The sequence below is a fragment of the Bartonella grahamii subsp. shimonis genome, assembly GCF_036327415.1.
In the GTDB taxonomy this organism is placed as follows: Bacteria; Pseudomonadota; Alphaproteobacteria; order Rhizobiales; family Rhizobiaceae; genus Bartonella; species Bartonella shimonis.
Genome location: NZ_CP123961.1, coordinates 1,431,481 through 1,449,876, shown reverse-complemented (window position 1 = coordinate 1,449,876; position 18,396 = coordinate 1,431,481). Strand labels below are relative to the sequence as shown.

Genomic DNA, 18,396 nt, shown 5'->3' with positions numbered 1-18,396 from the left:
TATGAATTGATTAAAAAAATAGCGCAATTTTCTTGAAAAGTGCACTAAAAAAAGAATATCTCTTATCTAAGAGATTCTATGGTAAAAGTCGACCAAGGTCAAAAGAGAGCCTTTTATTGCATTTAAGGAGCATTTTATGCCAGAAATTATTTTTAACGGTCCTGCGGGTCGGCTCGAAGGGCGTTATCAACCTTCACAACAAAAAAATGCACCCATTGCGATCATTTTACATCCTCATCCCCAATTTGGTGGAACTATGAATCATAAAATTGTCTATGACCTTTTTTATATGTTCCAACAACGTGGTTTTACAACTTTACGTTTTAACTTTCGTGGTATTGGTCGTAGTCAGGGTGAATTTGATTATGGAATAGGAGAACTTTCAGATGCTGCTGCTGCTCTTGATTGGGTGCAAACACAATATCCAGACTCTAAAAATTGTTGGGTAGCAGGATATTCATTTGGAGCATGGATTGGTATGCAGCTTTTAATGCGCCGACCGGAAATTGAGGGATTTATTTCAGTTGCTCCTCAGCCCAATGTTTATGACTTTTCATTTCTTGCACCTTGTCCCTCCTCTGGACTTATCATTCATGGCGCTATCGATAAAGTTGCCCCCCCAAAAGATGTTCAAATACTTGTCGATAAATTGAAAACACAAAAAGGAATCATCATCACACAAGAAATATTGGAAGGGGCTAATCACTTTTTTAGTGGATGTCATGAGAAACTTATTGAACGATGTGCCCACTATTTGGATAATCATATCACCAATGAACTTCTCGCTCCTCCTTCTGAAAGACTTTCACTAACTTAGGAAAAGACGATAGATTCATAAACAATCAGCAAAAATCATTTCTGTTTGTAACAAAATAATTTTTTTCAGTCAGCATTTTAAACTTTTCTAAATTTTATTTAAGTATAGAAATGAGAATAATAGAATACCTTTTTTCTCTCACTGAGAAATCTCTTTTTTAGCGTAAAAAGGAAATAATATCTGTATTATTATCTTTATATTATCAATATGTCTCTTTCTCTTGTGGTGGGTGCGTCAGTTATGATAAATAACGCTCCATTATATAATCATCTATTTATTGAAATGAATGCATTCTTAAATTAGGAAATTGAATCTGTGTTTTCCTTTAAATCTGATTTTTTACATATTATGAGCGAACGTGGTTTTATCCACCAAATTTCAGATGAAAAAGGCTTAGATGATCTTTTTTCAAAAGAAACTGTAAGCGCTTATACTGGATTTGATCCAACAGCATCGAGTTTACATGCTGGAAGTCTTCTTCAAATTATGATGCTTTATTGGTTACAAAAAACGGGTCATCGCCCTATTGCTTTAATGGGCGGAGGGACCGGATTAATCGGTGATCCTTCTTTCAAAGATGAAGCGCGACGCCTTCTGACACAAGATGATATTGCTGCAAATATTGATGGTATTAAAAAGGTATTTCGTAACTATTTGACATTTGGTGACCGAGAAACTGATGCTTGTATTGTGAATAATGCTGAATGGTTATGCAACTTAAACTACTTAGAATTTTTACGTGATGTAGGAAAATATTTTTCTGTCAATCGTATGTTGTCATTTGATTCTGTCAGACTCAGGCTTGAGCGTGAGCACTCTTTATCATTCTTAGAGTTTAATTATATGATTCTGCAAGCTTATGACTTTGTTGAACTTTATAAACGTTATGGGTTGCGTATGCAAATGGGGGGCTCTGATCAATGGGGCAACATTATTAATGGAATCGAATTAGGGCATCGTTTAGGAACACCGCAATTATATGCGTTAACATCACCATTGCTGACAACCTCTTCCGGTGCCAAAATGGGTAAATCATTGAATGGGGCTGTATGGCTGAATGCAGATATGCTTTCACCTTATCAATTTTGGCAATATTGGCGTAATACAGAAGATGCTGATGTAACACGATTTCTAAAACTCTATACCTCATTACCAATGGATGAGATTCTTAAACTTTCTGTATTACAAGGGACAGAGATTAACGAAGCAAAAAAAATTCTTGCAACAGAAGTTACAGCAATGTTGCATGGACGTGCTCTTGCCAACGCAGCAGCAGAGACTGCTCGCAAAACGTTTGAAGAAAAAACTCTGGGAGAAAATCTTCCAACTGTTGAAATTAATGCCTCAGAATTAAAAAAAGGTGTTGGATTGCTCACTCTTTTAGTACAAGCAGGACTTGCTAAATCTAATAGTGAAGCACGCCGATACGTTAAAGGTGGAGGTGTACGTGTAAATGATCAAATTATTGAGGATGAAACACATCTTATTATTGAAGGAGATGTCAGTGCAGAAGGAATCATTAAACTTTCTTTCGGTAAGAAAAAACATGTTGTGATGAAATCAATATAATCTTTTGTTGTTTTATTTATGTTGTTCACGTCTACCTTGTTCTTCCAACCCAATCGTTGTGATAGGGTGAATTTTGTTAGGAAAATAAAGGTCTCTTCAAAACAATAATATTCTAGAGAGTTGAATAGTTCTTTTCTTCTGTTTACTCTGCTATCTTATACCTGTTACACAAGAAAGATGAAAACAATGACAAAACCAATGAAAGGTGCTCTTGCTCCTGATTTTAATTTGCCTCGCGATGGAGGAGAGACAGTGTGTCTTTCTGACTTTAAAGGAAAACCTGTTGTTTTATATTTTTATCCAAAAGATGACACTAGTGGCTGCACAAGCGAAGCACTTGATTTCACAAAATTAAAGATGAAATTTGATGAAATCGGTGTTTCTGTTATTGGAGTTTCTCCAGATAATGTAAAAAAACATGATAAATTTAAAGTAAAACATGAACTTGATGTCATCTTGGTTTCTGATGAAGAAAAAACAACCCTCGAAGCTTATGGTGTTTGGGTTGAGAAAAGCATGTATGGACGCAAATATATGGGTGTTGAACGGAGCACTTTTTTAATTGATGCAAATGGAATAATAACAGAAGAATGGCGCAAAGTAAGCGTATCTGGGCATGCTGAAAATGTTTTAGCTACTGCAACACTTTTACATCATAATGGTAACTTGTAAATTGAGTGTTTGGTTTACCTTAAAAAGCAAAAGTTATTCTCCGAATATCGCAAAATTTTCTTATTTCAACTTCCTCCTATCACTTGCAACATCATAAGCAGGATTGGCGTGTGATAAAAAATTGAAGAAAGGAATAAAAAAAATCCATCTTTTAACCTTTAAAGTATCAAGGGCTATCGTAACATCACAACATCAATAAAACGAACAGTCTAAGAAAAAAACTACACGGCTTGAAGGATATATAATTAACGAATATCCTCAATTTCTTAGTCTTGTCCATAAATGCGCCGTGCGAGTGCCGCCTCTATAAATGAATCTAAATTACCATTCAGTACGGATTGTGGATCCGTATTTTCAATCCCTGTACGCAAATCTTTGACAAGCTGATAGGGTTGAAGAACATAAGATCTAATTTGGTGTCCCCATCCGATTTCTGTTTTAGAAGATTCAGCAGCATTGGTTTCATCTTCTCTTTTTTTAAGCTCTTCTTCATAAAGCCGCGCACGCAACATCGACCAAGCCGTAGCGCGATTTTTATGTTGAGAACGCTCTGTTTGACATTGAACAACAATACCCGTTTTTATATGTGTGATGCGAACAGCGGAATCTGTCGTGTTAACATGTTGTCCTCCTGCTCCCGATGCGCGATATGTATCAATACGCACATCTGCCTCTGAAACATCAACTTCAATATTGTCATCAATAACTGGATAAACCCAAATGCTCGCAAAAGAGGTATGGCGCTTTGCATTCGAATCAAATGGAGAAATCCGCACCAAACGATGAACGCCTGATTCCGTTTTTAACATTCCATAAGCATTATGCCCTTTTACAAGAATAGTCGCTGATTTTATTCCTGCTTCTTCCCCATCATGAATTTCTAAAATTTCAACCTTCATTTCATGCTGTTCAGCCCAGCGCATATACATACGTAAGAGCATAGAAGCCCAATCTTGGCTTTCTGTTCCCCCTGCTCCAGCATGAACTTCTAAATAAGTATCATTCGGATCGGCTTCTCCTGAAAGAAGTACATCAATTTGCCTTTTATCTATCTCATTTTTAAGATTACGTATTGAATTTTCTGCATCAGCGATAATTTCAACATCACTTTCTTCTTCACCCATCGCGATAAGCTCAATGCATTCTTCAAGCGTTTTTGTAAATGATAAAAGACTATTAATTGAATCATCAAGACGTTGACGCTCACGCATCATATCCTGTGCTCGTTGTGCATCATTCCATAAAGATGGATCTTCCGCTTTTCGATTAAGATATTCGAGACGCTTTAGTGATTGATCCCAGTCAAAGATGCCCCCTTAGCAATTGAATTGCTTTCTGAATTTCATCAACTAATGTTTCTATTTCTGCTCGCATAATTTAAAACCGTATTTTAAATCACTCTTTCTAGTTATGTCTCTAGAATTTTATACAAATTTGATAGCTGCTGTGAAGAAATAGCATGGTTTTATTATTCTATTTACAGGACCGACACTATAAAAAATAAAAACCATGCATGGCGAAAGGAGATTTTGTTAATTAATACAGCCCACCTGTCCCACTTTCAAGGGCTTTATTGACTTGTGGAGAAGTAGTTACTGCAGGAACACCTTCTTGAAAAGAATTTGTACTTCCAATAACTTGATATATATCAGCAGGACCAGTTCCTGGTTTAAATGCTTCTATAATAACATCTTGATCTCCTCTTTCCGCAAGCATTCCTGTTTTCCGATTAATTGGCATTAAAATCATACCCTTTGGCATCTTAAAGGGAACATCTGGCTTCCCTTTAAGAGCATCTGCCATAAAGTCACCAAAAATAGGTGCAGCTAATGAACTTCCGGTTCCATTATATCCTAACGGAGCAGGTTGATCGTAGCCGATAAAAATACCAACGACAATGTCAGGAGTAAATCCCATAAACCAGACATCTTTAGAGTCATTGGTTGTCCCTGTCTTAGCGGCAATATGCCGATTAAGATAACGTAAACGTGCTGCAGTACCACGCTGGACAACCCCTTCCATCATAGATGTAATCTGATAAGCCGTCATAGGGTCAAGAACTTGATCTCGCTCATCAATCAATGTGGGTTCACTTTGATTATTCCATGAATGCGTGTTACAATTTTCACAAATACGATCATCATGACGATAAATTGTCTTTCCATAACGATCTTGAATTCTGTCTATCAGTGAAGGTTTAATAGAGCGTCCTCCATTAGCAATAACTGAATAAGCTGTAACCATTCGTAATACTGTTGTTTCACCAGCCCCTAAAGCCATGGGAAGATAAGGCTGCAATTTATCCACCACGCCAAAGCGTTCTGCATATTCAGCGACAAGAGGCATTCCCATATCATTGGCAAGCCGTATTGTCATAAGATTACGAGAACGCTCAATACCATAACGCAACGTTGAAGGTCCTGCAAAGGTACCTCCATAATTTTTTGGTTGCCAAACTTCACCATTATATTGGTGAACTTCAATGGGGCCATCTAAAACAACGGATGCTGGTGTATATCCGTTATCAAGTGCTGCTGCATAAACAAAAGGCTTAAAAGCAGACCCCGGTTGGCGATAAGCTTGGGTTGCACGATTAAATTCAGATGCGGCAAAAGAAAATCCTCCCACCATAGCAAGAACGCGCCCTGTATGAGGTTCCATAGCAACAATTGCACCTTCAACCTTTGGAATTTGTTGTAAACGATAAGTGTTGTTTGTATTAGATAGTTTTTCAACAAAAATGACATCCCCAACTTGCAAGACATGAGATAAGCTGTGAACAGTTTTTCGATAACCATTTTCTTTTACAACATGGAGTGCCCATTTTGAATCAGCTTCAGATAAAACAGCAATTTCCCGTTTTTTTGATAATATACCTGAAGCTTCACGCTGTGGCTGTAAACCGATCTCTACCTTATTGGGATTAGTAGAAAGAACAACAGCTAAACGCCATTCAGGAACATCACTTAGCCCTGTGATATTTGCAAGTTCTATCCCCCAATCACCTTTCTCATCAATATGCGCATAAGCCCCACGCCATCCTTGCGAATGGTCAAATCTAATTAATCCATCGTGCAAAGAACGTCGCGCAATAAATTGTAAATGCGGATCAAGCGTTGTACGAATGGAAAGCCCACCTTCATAAAGTGTTTTAGCACCATAGCGTTGTATTAAACGACGTCGCACTTCTTCAGTAAAATAATCAGCCGCAAAAACATAGCTATCACTCCCACGTATTGTCGCTCCTAAAGGTTTAGCTTTCGCTTTTTCACCTTGTTCACGCGTTACATATCCATTTGCAACCATCCGGTCTATAACCCAATTACGCCGATCAACAGCACGTTGTGTATTCTTAAATGGATCATAATTTGCTGGTCCTTTTGGAAGAGCAGCCAAATAAGCAGATTGTTCTAGTGTCAAATCATTGACGGATTTATTGAAATAGGTCAAAGAAGCAGCAGCTATACCATAGGTACCACGACCCAGATAAATTTCATTGAGATAAAGTTCGAGAATATGATCTTTTGAATAAGTTTTCTCAATACGCATTGCTAAAATAGCTTCCTTAAATTTACGCTCTAATGTTGTTTCTGAACTTAAAAGGAAGTTTTTAGCGACTTGTTGCGTTATAGTTGATGCGCCCTCTGGACGTCTTCCAGAACCAATATTACGAATATTATTGATCAAAGCTCGAGAAAGTCCTTCAGGATCTAAACCAAAATGATGATAAAAGTTTTTATCTTCAGCCGAAATAAAAGCATTTATAACAAGCGTTGGTATTGATTGAATCGGTAAATAGAGGCGATGTTTTGTTGCAAACTCTGCCATAAGACGGCCATCAGAAGCATGGACGCGGGTCATTACCGGCGGCTCATAAAGTGAAAGAACTTCATAATCAGGGAGTACATTTGCTTGACTATTCGTTATAACACCCCAGGTTATTGCACCACAAAGTCCAATAGCAACAAAAAAACGAAGAAGATATCTTAAAAAAATTATCATAAAAACGGCTATCGCTTTCTTAAGAATTAATCAAAGAAAAAATACCTTGATTTCAACCACATCACATGGATACCACTACAAGGTTTAGATCAAGAGAAATTGCTTTCTATCTTTTATTTATACTAGAATACACTAGAAACTCATATTGATACTCTATTTTCTCACAAATTTAAAGAGGCTGTATCATTTTCTGCCTATAATCAGCAAACTGACGAATAGAATGAGCAATAGAGGCTGCCATTTGTTTTCTCCAATGAGGATCATTTAATAACTTTTCGTCCTCTTTATTGGATAAATAACCTATCTCTATCAAGACAGAGGGTATATCTGAAGCTCTTAAAACTTGAAAATTAGCATACCGATGTGGGTTATTAATCAAGTTAATATGATTCTTTGATAAATCTGAAATAACACTATTTGCAAAATTAACCGAAAATGTATGTGTTTCACGTCGCGTAAGATCCATCAAAATATCTGTAACTTCAAGCGTTTCATCTGCAGGCAAACCATCAAGTAAATCAACTTTATTTTCACTTTCAGCTAAAGATTTTGCAATGGCATCAGAGGCTTTGTCTGATATGGTATACACTGTGGCACCGCGAAGAGAATGTAAATCAATCGTATCCGCGTGAATAGATATAAAAAGATCGGCATCAAACTCTTGCGCTTTTTTTACTCTTTCACTTAGTCTTAAAAAAATATTGGAATCTCGCGTTAAAGCAACAGTAATATGAGAGTCCTTTTGTAATTCGTCTCGTAATGCACGCGCAAAGTCTAAAGTTACATCTTTTTCTAAAATTCCAGTAACACCCCGTGCACCGCCATCAATACCACCATGACCAGGATCAAGAACAACACGGAAACTATATGCTGGAATTAACGGTGTTTTTGTATCAAAATTGGTCCTTTGCTGGTTCTTTAATATCTCATCAAATTTTTCTTGTGTACTTTTACGAATATCAATCAGCAACTGCCATAAACCATTATTTAATTTTTTTACGACACTTTTTTCAACCACAAAAGCCGTTTTACTTGTCAAAATAATGCGTGAAGTCTGTATGTCAGAAAAAGCATAACGCACATCTGAAAGCATAACGGATAATGTATTCTGTTTCTTTAAAGGCGTATTTTGCATCGAAAAGTCAATTGTAGGTAAATTGATAATCAAACGTGCAGGACTGTCCAAAATCTGTAAACGAACATTTGGTTTTGAATTGAGAACCGCAATAATACGCGTATGAACACTATCACCAATGGTTCTAAAATTAATAAGTCTCAGAGGATCTGCGGCTTGAACACTAGTTTGGAATAGCAAAAAACATAATAAAAAGTATGTAATGAGCACAACAACATCCCCATAAGCTGTTTTCAGCTTTTTGGTAAGAAAACTCTTAATCATAAGCAAAATACTCTACATTACATTTGTAATAATTTATCTTGGTTATATCAATTTATTCTCTATTTTTCAATAAAAGCTAAATAAACACACAAAAACGAAATTAAGGTCATAAAGATATCATCATTATACATGATTTACATTGTTACTTGCCAAACGCATGATATCAACATAAAAGAATATTTATGCTTCCTAGCTGATAATAGTCATCTAAATTATCTGTAATTCATATTAAGTTGTTTTTAGAGGTTTTTTGCCTATTATGTGTTGAGACTTTTTTATGGATGAAAAATTTCTATGTTATAAGATTAGGATTGCATTACTTAAGATTCGTTGGTTCGGATATCCGAACTGTTTTAAAGATTATTTTACCGGAGACTTTTAAGAAATATGAGTCATAAAAAACAGATGGAGATAATGATGAGAAATGGTGCAAATGCAGTCATACCTTTGCACGTAGTGTTCCGTCCTGTTTTTCTGGTACCTCCCTTTTATGGCAGACAGCCTTTTATGTTTACGGATAGTTATAGCGTTCGTTTGAATAAAATTGTGCATGTCGCCTTCAGGATATTAACTTATGTCAAACAAAATGCTTATAGATGCCTCCCATCCGGAGGAAACACGTGTTGTTGTTGTTCACGGCAACAAAATTGAAGAACTTGATTTTGAATCAGAACATAGAAAACAGCTCAAGGGGAATATTTATCTCGCACGTATTACGCGTGTAGAACCTTCTCTCCAAGCCGTTTTTGTTGAATATGGTGGAAACCGACATGGTTTTTTAACATTTTCTGAAATTCATCCTGATTATTATCAAATTCCTGTTGCTGATCGCCTTGCTCTTCTTGAAGAAGAGGAAAAAGCAGCTGTAGGAGAAAATACTGTAGATGCCTTTACGGAAGAAGCAACTAACAACAAAAAACGCTCCAGAAGAACAAAAAAAAATGGAAAAAACAATGTCATAGCAGCCGATATTGAAAATGATATCACATCTGGAGCGACAATAATTGATAACACAGAAGAAGCATTAAATACCGATATCTCTTATGATGAGATTGAAATGGTCGGTGCTGAGGACATCCGTGAAGAGCTCCCAATTTATCAAAGAAAACAAGGGCGCCAGTATAAAATTCAAGAAGTCATTAAACGACGTCAAATTTTGTTGGTACAAGTCATCAAAGAAGAGCGTGGTAATAAAGGTGCTGCCCTCACAACATATCTATCTCTAGCAGGTCGTTACTCTGTTCTAATGCCCAACACAGCACGTGGTGGTGGTATTTCACGAAAAATTACGAACATACAAGACCGTAAGCGTCTTAAAGAAATCGTAAAAGATTTAGCAGTTCCAAAAGGTATGGGCGTTATTTTACGAACCGCTGGTGCCAATAGAACAAAAGCTGAAATTAAACGTGATTATGAATATCTTATGCGATTATGGGATACTATTCGCACTTTGACGCTCGAATCAACGGCGCCATGCCTTGTCCATGAAGAAAGCAATCTCATCAAGCGTTCTATACGAGATCTTTACAATAAAAACATTAGTGAAATTCTTGTCTCTGGAGACCAAGGATATCGTGAAGCGAAAGACTTTATGCGTATGCTCATGCCAAGTCATGCAAAAGTTGTTCAACCTTACCGTGATCCTACACCCATTTTTGCAAGAAATAATATTGAAATTCAACTTGATAAAATGTTACAACCACAGGTTTCTTTAAAATCTGGTGGTTATCTTGTTATTAATCAAACAGAAGCGCTTGTTGCTATTGACGTAAATTCTGGCCGCTCTACGAAAGAATTCTCTGTCGAAAAGACAGCCTTACAAACTAACCTTGAAGCTGCTGAAGAGGTAGCACGTCAATTACGCTTGCGTGACCTTGCTGGTTTAATTGTGATTGATTTTATTGATATGCTTGAAGAACGCAATGTGAAACTGGTCGAAAAAAAATTAAAAGATTGTTTAAAAAATGATCGTGCTCGTATTCAAGTAGGTCATATTTCACACTTCGGCCTTTTAGAAATGAGTCGTCAACGTATTCGCATATCGGTTTTAGAAAGTACAACGCAGCCCTGCCCACATTGCGCAGGGACAGGAAATATACGTTCTGAATCATCAATTGCGTTACATGTCATGCGCTCAATTGAAGAATATCTTCTTCATAATTCCCAATATAATATTATCGTGCGCACACCCGTAGCAACAGCGCTTTATGTATTAAATCATAAACGCAATATTCTCGTTAATTTAGAAGCTCGCTTTAAACTTAATATTAGTATTGAAGCAGATGATAGTATTGGAACGCAACATCTTGTTATTTCTAAAGGCTCAATAGCAGAGAGTATTTCTCGATCTTCATTGGAAGATGCCAATAAGCAAGAAATTGAAGATTCTGTTTTCATAAAAAGTGAATCTATTAAAAATCCTTCTCCCATTGAAACAAACCAAAAACGTCGGCGCAAAAATCGTCATGGTGAAATTACTGATTATTCTCTCTCCAACGTTCATAAAAAAGAAGATACCTTGAGTGATGATTCTTATCGTCGAGGACGTCGTCGAGGACGTCGTGGTGGTCGACGCAATCAAGATAATAGCTTTCATCAAATTCGCGTTCCTTACGCAGAACCAGTGGGAGATTTTGCTAAACAGGCTTTAGCAGAAATTAAAGCAGAGCATCGCAAACATCGTGTTTCACCTGCTAAAGCTTTTGAACTTGAAGAAACAAAAAATAATACACAAGCTCTAGATATACAACAACAGGATGAATTTGAAAAAATTGATACAAGTATTAAACCTAAAAAACGTTCTTCAAAAGTAGTAAAAAATCAACTTTCTTTAGAGAATGATCAAAATGTCGCAGAACAAAAATCTCTTGAAAAAAAACCTAAAACCAGTTCGGTGCGCAAAATTAAAACAAAAAAAGCAGACAAATCTATTCATGAGGTAGAAGATAAAACTCTTGAAAATAGTAAAAAATCAACACGTGGAACACCTAAAAAAACATCTTCTAAAGAGACAACACAAATACAAAAAATATTAGAGAAAGAAACTATAATCGAGATAGAGGAAGTTGTCGAAACCTCTCGTTCCCAAATTGAAGAAACAATTAATCAATCCGTTGTTATTTCATCAACGCCTAATGATTCTTCCAAAACTGAACGTATTGGTTGGTGGAAGCGCAGAACTCTTTCGAAAAATTAAAGATTTAAAAAAACCGCCACAGAAAACTGTGGCGGTTTAAATAAACAATTATAGAAAACATTTTAACTAATTCTTTATTACTTTTGTTTTGCTTTTTCTTGCTCAGCCCGCATACGCTCTTCAATTTCTTTTTGCTTTGACTGGATGGCTTGCTGCATCTTTATTTGTTCTTGTTGGAAATCTTTTTCCTCCATACCAGGACCGGTATAGGCTGCTGTAAACCCATTAAGAGAAAATTCAATAGGATTAGCTGAACCACGGAAATTAACTGTGGTTACAACCATTTTTGTACCACTTTTCATAGCTGCTATAAGCTTATCATCTAAGACATCATTGGCAATACAACTTGGTCCATTACAAATAATATAAGGAATTTTTTTAGAGAAGTCGTCACCAATTTTAATGTGAACACCTTCTGGCAAAAAACGACCTGTAGGTACTTGAATACCTATACGTTTTTCATTTTGCTTCCCTTTTATTTCAACAAGGTTAAAAGCCGTTAAAGGTTGTCCCGTATTCGATAATACAGTATTCATTGTATTACAAATATCAACATCATGCTGCTTACTGCAAACTTTGTACCAACCTTGTGATAAAGTTTGCGCATTTGCAGAAATACCAGCTATAAGAAAAAGGGCAGCGGCTCCAACTAATACTGAAACAGCAGAATAAACATTTTTATGCGACATGATTAAGTTAATCCTTTCAACGCGCTCTTAAGTAACTTCAAAAAAATATTAAATATAATTCCAACTTAAATTTATTAAATTATAATAAAATAATACTTAATTTTATTAGTTTTACTTCAATATAAAAAAAAAAGTCAAATTTAGAGAAAAAATACGATGAGCCATTCTAAATTTTATACACTCATATAATTCCCCTCTTAATCACATTGGTATTTGATGCAATCTATCCATAAAACACCTCTGTACATTTGAACTAAGATTACACAAACGAATCAATATTGCAATATTAATTAAAATAAACTCCCATACTACTCTAAAAGTCTTACTAATTAAACTTTTTGCATTTATTACTCTTCATGTTAAGCTTATAGAACCTTAGAAACGGGTGTTGCAATGCATGAAGCTCCAAAATACCAGATAAATTTTACTGTTTTCCTTATGTGCCTCGTGTGATACACAAAAATAAAATCATTTACGGTATTATTGAAACATTTGATGAGTTAAAACCACTGATTGTCTAAAATTGCCGCATAATTGTAAGATAGCTTTTTACTAATGGACAATTTTCTGCCCTTGTTTAGAAAGCAATGGTGATACGCTTTTGTAATAAAGATTTTATATAGTAAAAAAATACGCTACTAAAGAAGTGCTTTTTCTTAATTAAACAACATATTAATTTATAATAATAAATCCTTTTTTCTATATTGTATGAAAGATCCTAATAGCGCAAACCTTTCTTATATTGAATCAATAAAATCTACTCACTTGCACACCACAAGCGAAGTTAGTTTTATAAATAAAACTATTGAACAAAGGAATAAAAATACCCATATGAATCATCTCACGTGCCCAAAGCCATAATAATTTTATGCTTATATATTAAACATCTATGTATTGAACCCCTGTACAAATATCATCTCTAAGCTTTATAACGTGAATAAAAAATATAGCTTTTAATATAAAAAATATAATACAAATAACTTTAATTTATATATCATTTATTACATCATCTTAATTTCTCTGTATTTAACTGAGTAAATTTTTAATGAGATATTATTATAAAATAATTTTTCATGAAGTTAATAAAATATACTTTTATTGAAAATAAAGTATTTTACTATTTTTACAAAAAAATAAAACAATACTTTTTAATTTAACTGTTTTTTACATAAGAACGCATACGATTTATAATATTCTTTCTCTTGTTTAGAAGAATTATATTATGTAATTCTTTCAATGTTCTACACAACATAGATAAATCTCTCATAACCCGACCACCCTCTGTAATATTATCTTTTACATCATCAAATGTTTGTTTTTAATAGCTATTAAGAACCTTCTATTAGCAATTCTTTTTATTGCTGTAAACTGAGGCTCATCGAATTAATTGCGTCTTTTGCCCAACAAAAATCTTTATCTTTCCAATCAAAATCTTTGCGCAAAATAGCACTTATATCACTCTGCAATATATCCGCTAAAGTTTTGCAACTAATAACAAATATGAGGATAATTTTCTACTATCTTATCATCCCCCCCCTCCCCCCCACACACCTTCATTCATTTTCCATTTATCAAATAATTCAGCTTTTCTTCATACTCCCCTATTTCGTACTCTTTCGCTATATGTATCCTAGAGATAATTTTTTGTTTTTTTCAACTAGATCCTGTAATTTCGAACCAAGATTATAATATTCATCCTTCATAGTTTTCAGTTTTTTGTACAACTTATTCTGTTCCTGCAAACGCTTATAGTATTCTGCTTTAGAAATATTTTTTTCCCAAATATCTAAATGAGATATACTTTCTTCAATAAATTGTATGCTATCTTTAATATTCTTTCTTTTGTTTTTTAAATGTTGGTATTGTTCCCCAGAAGATAACTCAGCATAAGCGTTTTTATGCTATGTATTACAGGGAGTAAAAAACTATCGTTAGGCAACTTTTGTAATGAAGAAAGCATGTTATCTTGGCCTAAATTTTTGCTTTTTAGAGAAGATACTTATATGAAAATTCTATTTATTACGGTTACACCGTCTAAGTTATTTTGCTTCATTGTGTCAATATGTATTATAATAAAGAACGAAAAATTAATATGTAAGGAGTTCTTTTATTATAAACTTTATTATAAACCTAAATTTTATTCTTATACAAAATAAATAACTGGTTGTTTTTATAGAATAATTCTATAAAAATGAGTAACAATTCTGAAACAATAAAGAAATTTTTTAAACAGAATGTTGTTCTGCCATTTCGACAAGCTGTGTCATAATATTCGCTGCTCCAACAAGCCTTTCATCCGCTGTGGACCAATCACGAATAAGAGCGATACTTTGATCTGGTCGAATTTTTGCCATCGAACCTTGTTTTCCGACCCACTGAACAAGAGCAACACTATTTGCAAAATAATTATTGCGAAACTGTATAACAATCCCCTTTGGTCCAGTATCCAATTTTTCTACATGCGCTTTTCGACATAATGTTTTGATATAAAAAACTTTAAGAAGGTGTTGAACTTCAAGCGGTAAAGGACCAAAGCGATCAATTAACTCCGCTGCAAATTCATCAATTTGTTCTAAATCATCAAGTTCTGTTAAACGACGATAAAGTCCCATACGTAATGGCAAGTCAGGCACGAAACTTTCTGGTATCATCACTGTTGTACCAAGTGAAATTTGAGGTGACCATTGCTTATCTTCATTTAGCTCTCCATCTTTTAGTTCAGCAATAGCTTCTTCAAGCATTTTTTGATAGAGTTCAAATCCAACTTCTTTGATATGCCCCGATTGTTCTTCACCTAAAAAATTGCCTGAACCGCGGATATCCATGTCATGGCTTGCCAATTGAAAACCGGCCCCCAAGGTGTCAAGAGATTGTAAAACTTTAAGACGGCGATCAGCGGCAGCAGTTAAAACTTTACCAGCAGGAAATGTAAAGAGAGTATAAGCACGTTGTTTTGAGCGCCCTACCCTCCCTCGTAACTGATAAAGGGCAGAAAGACCAAACATCTCAGCACGATGCACAATTAATGTATTAGCTGTTGGAATATCAAGACCTGATTCAATAATAGTTGTCGATAGCAAAACATCATATTGCCCATCATAAAATGCATTCATGATATCATCAAGTTGTCCAGCCGGCATTTGTCCATGAGCCACAACGAATTTCAGTTCTGGCACATGTGTTTTGAGATATTCTTCTACAAAAGCCAGATCAGAAATACGAGGACAAACATAGAAACTTTGTCCACCACGATAATATTCTCGAAGCAGGGTCTCTCGTATAACAAGTGCATCAAATGGTGAAATAAAAGTACGAACCGCCATTCTATCAATGGGGGGCGTTGTTATCAATGAAAGTTCACGTACACCCGATAATGCTAACCCTAAAGTGCGTGGTATGGGAGTTGCTGAAAGTGTGAGAACATGAATATCACTTTTAAGCTCTTTTAAACGCTCTTTGTGTTTGACTCCAAAATGCTGCTCCTCATCAATGATAAGAAGGCCTAACCGTAAAAAATTAACTGCACCACTTAATAATGCATGGGTTCCAATGACAATATCGATTGTACCATCTGAAAGACCTTTTTTTACTTGTGCAAGTTCTTTCGCTTTTACAAGCCTTGAAGCATGTCCAATTTTAACCGGCAATCCTTGAAAACGCGAAATAAATGTCTTGTAATGTTGACGTGCAAGCAAAGTGGTTGGTACAACAACAGCAACCTGATATCCATTTAATGCTGCAACAAAAGCACTCCGAATGGCTACTTCAGTTTTTCCAAAACCAACATCACCGCATATCAAGCGATCCATCGGCTTACCTAAGGCTAAATCGTCTAAAACAGCATCAATTGCATTCATTTGATCTTCCGTTTCTTCATAGGGAAAGCAAGCAACAAACTCATCAAATGATCCAACTGGTGGAAGTAAAGCAGGCGCAGCACGAGTCATACGCTCTGCAGCTATACGGATTAATTGCCCTGCCATTTCCAATAAATGTTTTTTAAGCCGAGCTTTACGTGCTTGCCAAGCAACACCCCCTAATTTATCTAAAGTGACCTCTGTTCCTTCTGAGCCATAACGTGAGAGAAGTTCAATATTTTCAACAGGTAAAAAGAGTAAATCACCTCCAGCATATCTAATTTCAAGGCAATCTCGTAAAATTCCAGTAGTTCTGATAGTTTTAAGACCAACAAATTGGCCAATACCGTGATCGATATGCACAATAATATCACCAGAATTTAAAGCAGAAATTTCAGAAATAAAATTTGTATTATTCTTACGCCGCCTTGGCGATCTTATAAAACGATCGCCAAGGATATCTTGCTCTGCTATAATAGCCAAATCTTCAGCCTCAAAACCATGTTCTATCATGATAACAGCTGCTAATATGCGATCTCGTGGGGTTGCTTTGACAGTTTGTAAGGATTTTGCAACATCTATTTTTTTCAATCCATGCTCGTCAAGAACTTGTAGCAAACGATTGAGAGATCCTTCACTCCAACACGCTAAAAGCACTTTTTTACCAGCAGTGCGTAAAGATGCGATATGATCAATAACACTTGAAAAAACATTTTTTTCCTGCGCATTACGCTCTTTTACAAAATCATATCCCTGTTTAACTTGTGCGTGGATAACAGTTTGTTCCAAACTTTGTGGAATATTAAAAGGCGAAAAATCAATACGCTGTGAAGATTGTTGCACATATTCTAAAACACGCTCTGGCGTTAAATAAAGAAGATTAGGATCTATTGGATGATAAGAAGTAGCATTTTTTTCATCATTTTCGCGCTCTTTGCGCGCGTTATAATAATCTTCAATAAGACGATAGCGCTCAATGAAGACTTCTTCTACAAGATGCTCCAAAACTATCGGTAAGTTGCCACAATGGTTAAAAAAACTATCAAGCTTTTCATAAAAAAATGGAAGCCAATGTTCCATACCAGAAAAACGCCGACCTTGAGAAATTGCTTCATAAAGCATGTTATTTTTTTGTGATACACCAAATGTACGGGTATAATTGCTTTTAAAACGGCTGATGCATTCTGGTGTAAGAACAACCTCACTCATTGCCTGTAATAAAAGTTCAGTTTTTTGACCTGTTGTCCTTTGATTTTCTGGATCAAATACGCGGATACTTTCTAGGGTATCTCCAAAAAAATCAAGACGTAAAGGTTCAACATCCATCGGAGAAAAGATATCAAGTATTCCTCCTCTTACAGCAAACTCACCAACATCACGGACAACCGTAACGCGTTCAAAACCATTGGTTTCTAGAAATTGAATAAGATTTCCCATGTTATTGCGCTGGCCAACACGTGCGTGAATAAGCTGAGCTTCTATCATTTCACGAGGAGGTAACTTTTGCATAATCGCATTTGCTGTTGTTAATATAATTGCAGGATGTGGATCTCTACGTAAATTTGCTATGTGTGCCAATGCTGATAGTCGACGTGCCATAACAGCAATTCCTGGTGACACACGATCATAAGGCAAACAATCCCATGCTGGAAATTGAAGTACGGGTAAATTGGGCTCAATAAAATTTAAAACTTGTTGTAAATGCACAACTTTTGTTCCGTCGCGGACAACATAGATGAGCGGTTTACCTTGTGCAATTTCTGAACTTAATTTAGCAAGCGCAAAGGCTTCAAATCCATCAGTAACTCCATCAAAAATCATACGAACAGAATTATTTTTGGGAATAACAATTTTTTTAAATATAGGCATCGGGATTAATAACTTAAGCAAGTACGATAATTGGCAATATCATGAAAAAGCGGACTATCAACTTCAGAGGGGGGTGAAATTTCCCCAGTAATCCATGTGAGTAAATCACGATCATCAAAAGACATAATATACTCAAGTTCAGAGAGCGTTCTATCATTCATTCCAGTAATATGAGCATCGACATAATGTCCAAAAATGAGATCCATTTCACGAATACCGCGATGCCATGCACGAAAAATCAATCGACGACGACGCGCATCTAATTGATTTTTGTCAACGACAAAAACTGTCATAAAAAATCTCCTTGAATAAAGTAATATAAACTA

The 18,396-nt window shown here is 35.6% G+C and carries 10 protein-coding genes; 4 read left to right on the top strand and 6 right to left on the bottom strand.

Annotation, left to right across the window (positions count from 1 at the left end; all coding sequences use genetic code 11):
* Positions 1-136 precede the first annotated feature (136 nt).
* The 3 genes from QHG57_RS06405 to QHG57_RS06395 all read left to right on the top strand — a co-directional run bounded on the left by QHG57_RS06405 (position 137) and on the right by QHG57_RS06395 (position 3,058).
* Positions 137-817, top strand: a complete 681-nt coding sequence (locus tag QHG57_RS06405) for an alpha/beta hydrolase (protein WP_330167579.1) — start codon at positions 137-139, stop codon at positions 815-817.
* A 315-nt stretch (positions 818-1,132) separates the two neighbouring features.
* On the top strand, positions 1,133-2,386 hold the full coding sequence (tyrS, locus tag QHG57_RS06400) for a tyrosine--tRNA ligase (protein ID WP_330167578.1): 1,254 nt from the start codon (positions 1,133-1,135) through the stop codon (positions 2,384-2,386).
* Between the two features lie 186 nt (positions 2,387-2,572).
* On the top strand, positions 2,573-3,058 hold the full coding sequence (locus tag QHG57_RS06395; RefSeq protein WP_330168960.1) for a peroxiredoxin: 486 nt from the start codon (positions 2,573-2,575) through the stop codon (positions 3,056-3,058).
* A gap of 266 nt (positions 3,059-3,324) precedes the next feature.
* On the opposite strand, the gene prfB is transcribed toward QHG57_RS06395, so the two are convergent.
* The 3 genes from prfB to QHG57_RS06380 form a co-directional block, all read right to left on the bottom strand.
* A protein-coding gene (prfB, locus tag QHG57_RS06390; protein WP_330168959.1) for a peptide chain release factor 2 occupies positions 3,325-4,432 on the bottom strand; the annotation gives its coding sequence in 2 pieces (ribosomal slippage) (positions 3,325-4,362 and positions 4,364-4,432; 1,107 coding nt in all).
* 162 nt (positions 4,433-4,594) lie between these two features.
* Positions 4,595-7,060: a penicillin-binding protein 1A gene (locus QHG57_RS06385; RefSeq protein WP_330168958.1), complete on the bottom strand. Its 2,466-nt coding sequence runs from the start codon at positions 7,058-7,060 to the stop codon at positions 4,595-4,597.
* A gap of 169 nt (positions 7,061-7,229) precedes the next feature.
* Positions 7,230-8,459 carry an N-acetylmuramoyl-L-alanine amidase gene (locus QHG57_RS06380; protein WP_330167574.1) on the bottom strand — a complete coding sequence of 410 codons (1,230 nt, stop codon included), beginning with the start codon at positions 8,457-8,459 and terminating at the stop codon, positions 7,230-7,232.
* Between the two features lie 574 nt (positions 8,460-9,033).
* Here QHG57_RS06380 and QHG57_RS06375 point away from each other — a divergent pair.
* Positions 9,034-11,655 (top strand): Rne/Rng family ribonuclease, encoded by a 2,622-nt coding sequence (locus QHG57_RS06375; protein WP_330168957.1) that lies wholly within the window; start codon positions 9,034-9,036, stop codon positions 11,653-11,655.
* 77 nt (positions 11,656-11,732) lie between these two features.
* Here the strand turns inward: QHG57_RS06375 and QHG57_RS06370 are convergent, their stop codons facing one another.
* The 3 genes from QHG57_RS06370 to QHG57_RS06360 all read right to left on the bottom strand — a co-directional run bounded on the left by QHG57_RS06370 (position 11,733) and on the right by QHG57_RS06360 (position 18,363).
* Positions 11,733-12,344, bottom strand: coding sequence for an invasion associated locus B family protein (locus tag QHG57_RS06370; protein ID WP_330167572.1), 612 nt, complete (start codon positions 12,342-12,344; stop codon positions 11,733-11,735).
* Between the two features lie 2,225 nt (positions 12,345-14,569).
* Positions 14,570-18,070: a transcription-repair coupling factor gene (mfd, locus tag QHG57_RS06365; protein WP_330168956.1), complete on the bottom strand. Its 3,501-nt coding sequence runs from the start codon at positions 18,068-18,070 to the stop codon at positions 14,570-14,572.
* A gap of 5 nt (positions 18,071-18,075) precedes the next feature.
* Complete coding sequence (locus QHG57_RS06360) at positions 18,076-18,363, bottom strand: FAD assembly factor SdhE (RefSeq protein WP_330167570.1); 288 nt, start codon at positions 18,361-18,363, stop codon at positions 18,076-18,078.
* Positions 18,364-18,396 lie beyond the last annotated feature (33 nt).

Bases quoted from the DNA above. Each gene is read 5' to 3' on its own strand.
- QHG57_RS06380 (WP_330167574.1), bottom strand. From the start codon at position 8,459: ATGATTAAGAGTTTTCTTACCAAAAAGCTGAAAACAGCTTATGGGGAT.
- mfd (WP_330168956.1), bottom strand. From the start codon at position 18,070: ATGCCTATATTTAAAAAAATTGTTATTCCCAAAAATAATTCTGTTCGT.
- QHG57_RS06405 (WP_330167579.1), top strand. From the start codon at position 137: ATGCCAGAAATTATTTTTAACGGTCCTGCGGGTCGGCTCGAAGGGCGT.
- QHG57_RS06370 (WP_330167572.1), bottom strand. From the start codon at position 12,344: ATGTCGCATAAAAATGTTTATTCTGCTGTTTCAGTATTAGTTGGAGCC.
- QHG57_RS06375 (WP_330168957.1), top strand. From the start codon at position 9,034: ATGTCAAACAAAATGCTTATAGATGCCTCCCATCCGGAGGAAACACGT.
- QHG57_RS06385 (WP_330168958.1), bottom strand. From the start codon at position 7,060: ATGATAATTTTTTTAAGATATCTTCTTCGTTTTTTTGTTGCTATTGGA.
- QHG57_RS06395 (WP_330168960.1), top strand. From the start codon at position 2,573: ATGACAAAACCAATGAAAGGTGCTCTTGCTCCTGATTTTAATTTGCCT.
- QHG57_RS06360 (WP_330167570.1), bottom strand. From the start codon at position 18,363: ATGACAGTTTTTGTCGTTGACAAAAATCAATTAGATGCGCGTCGTCGT.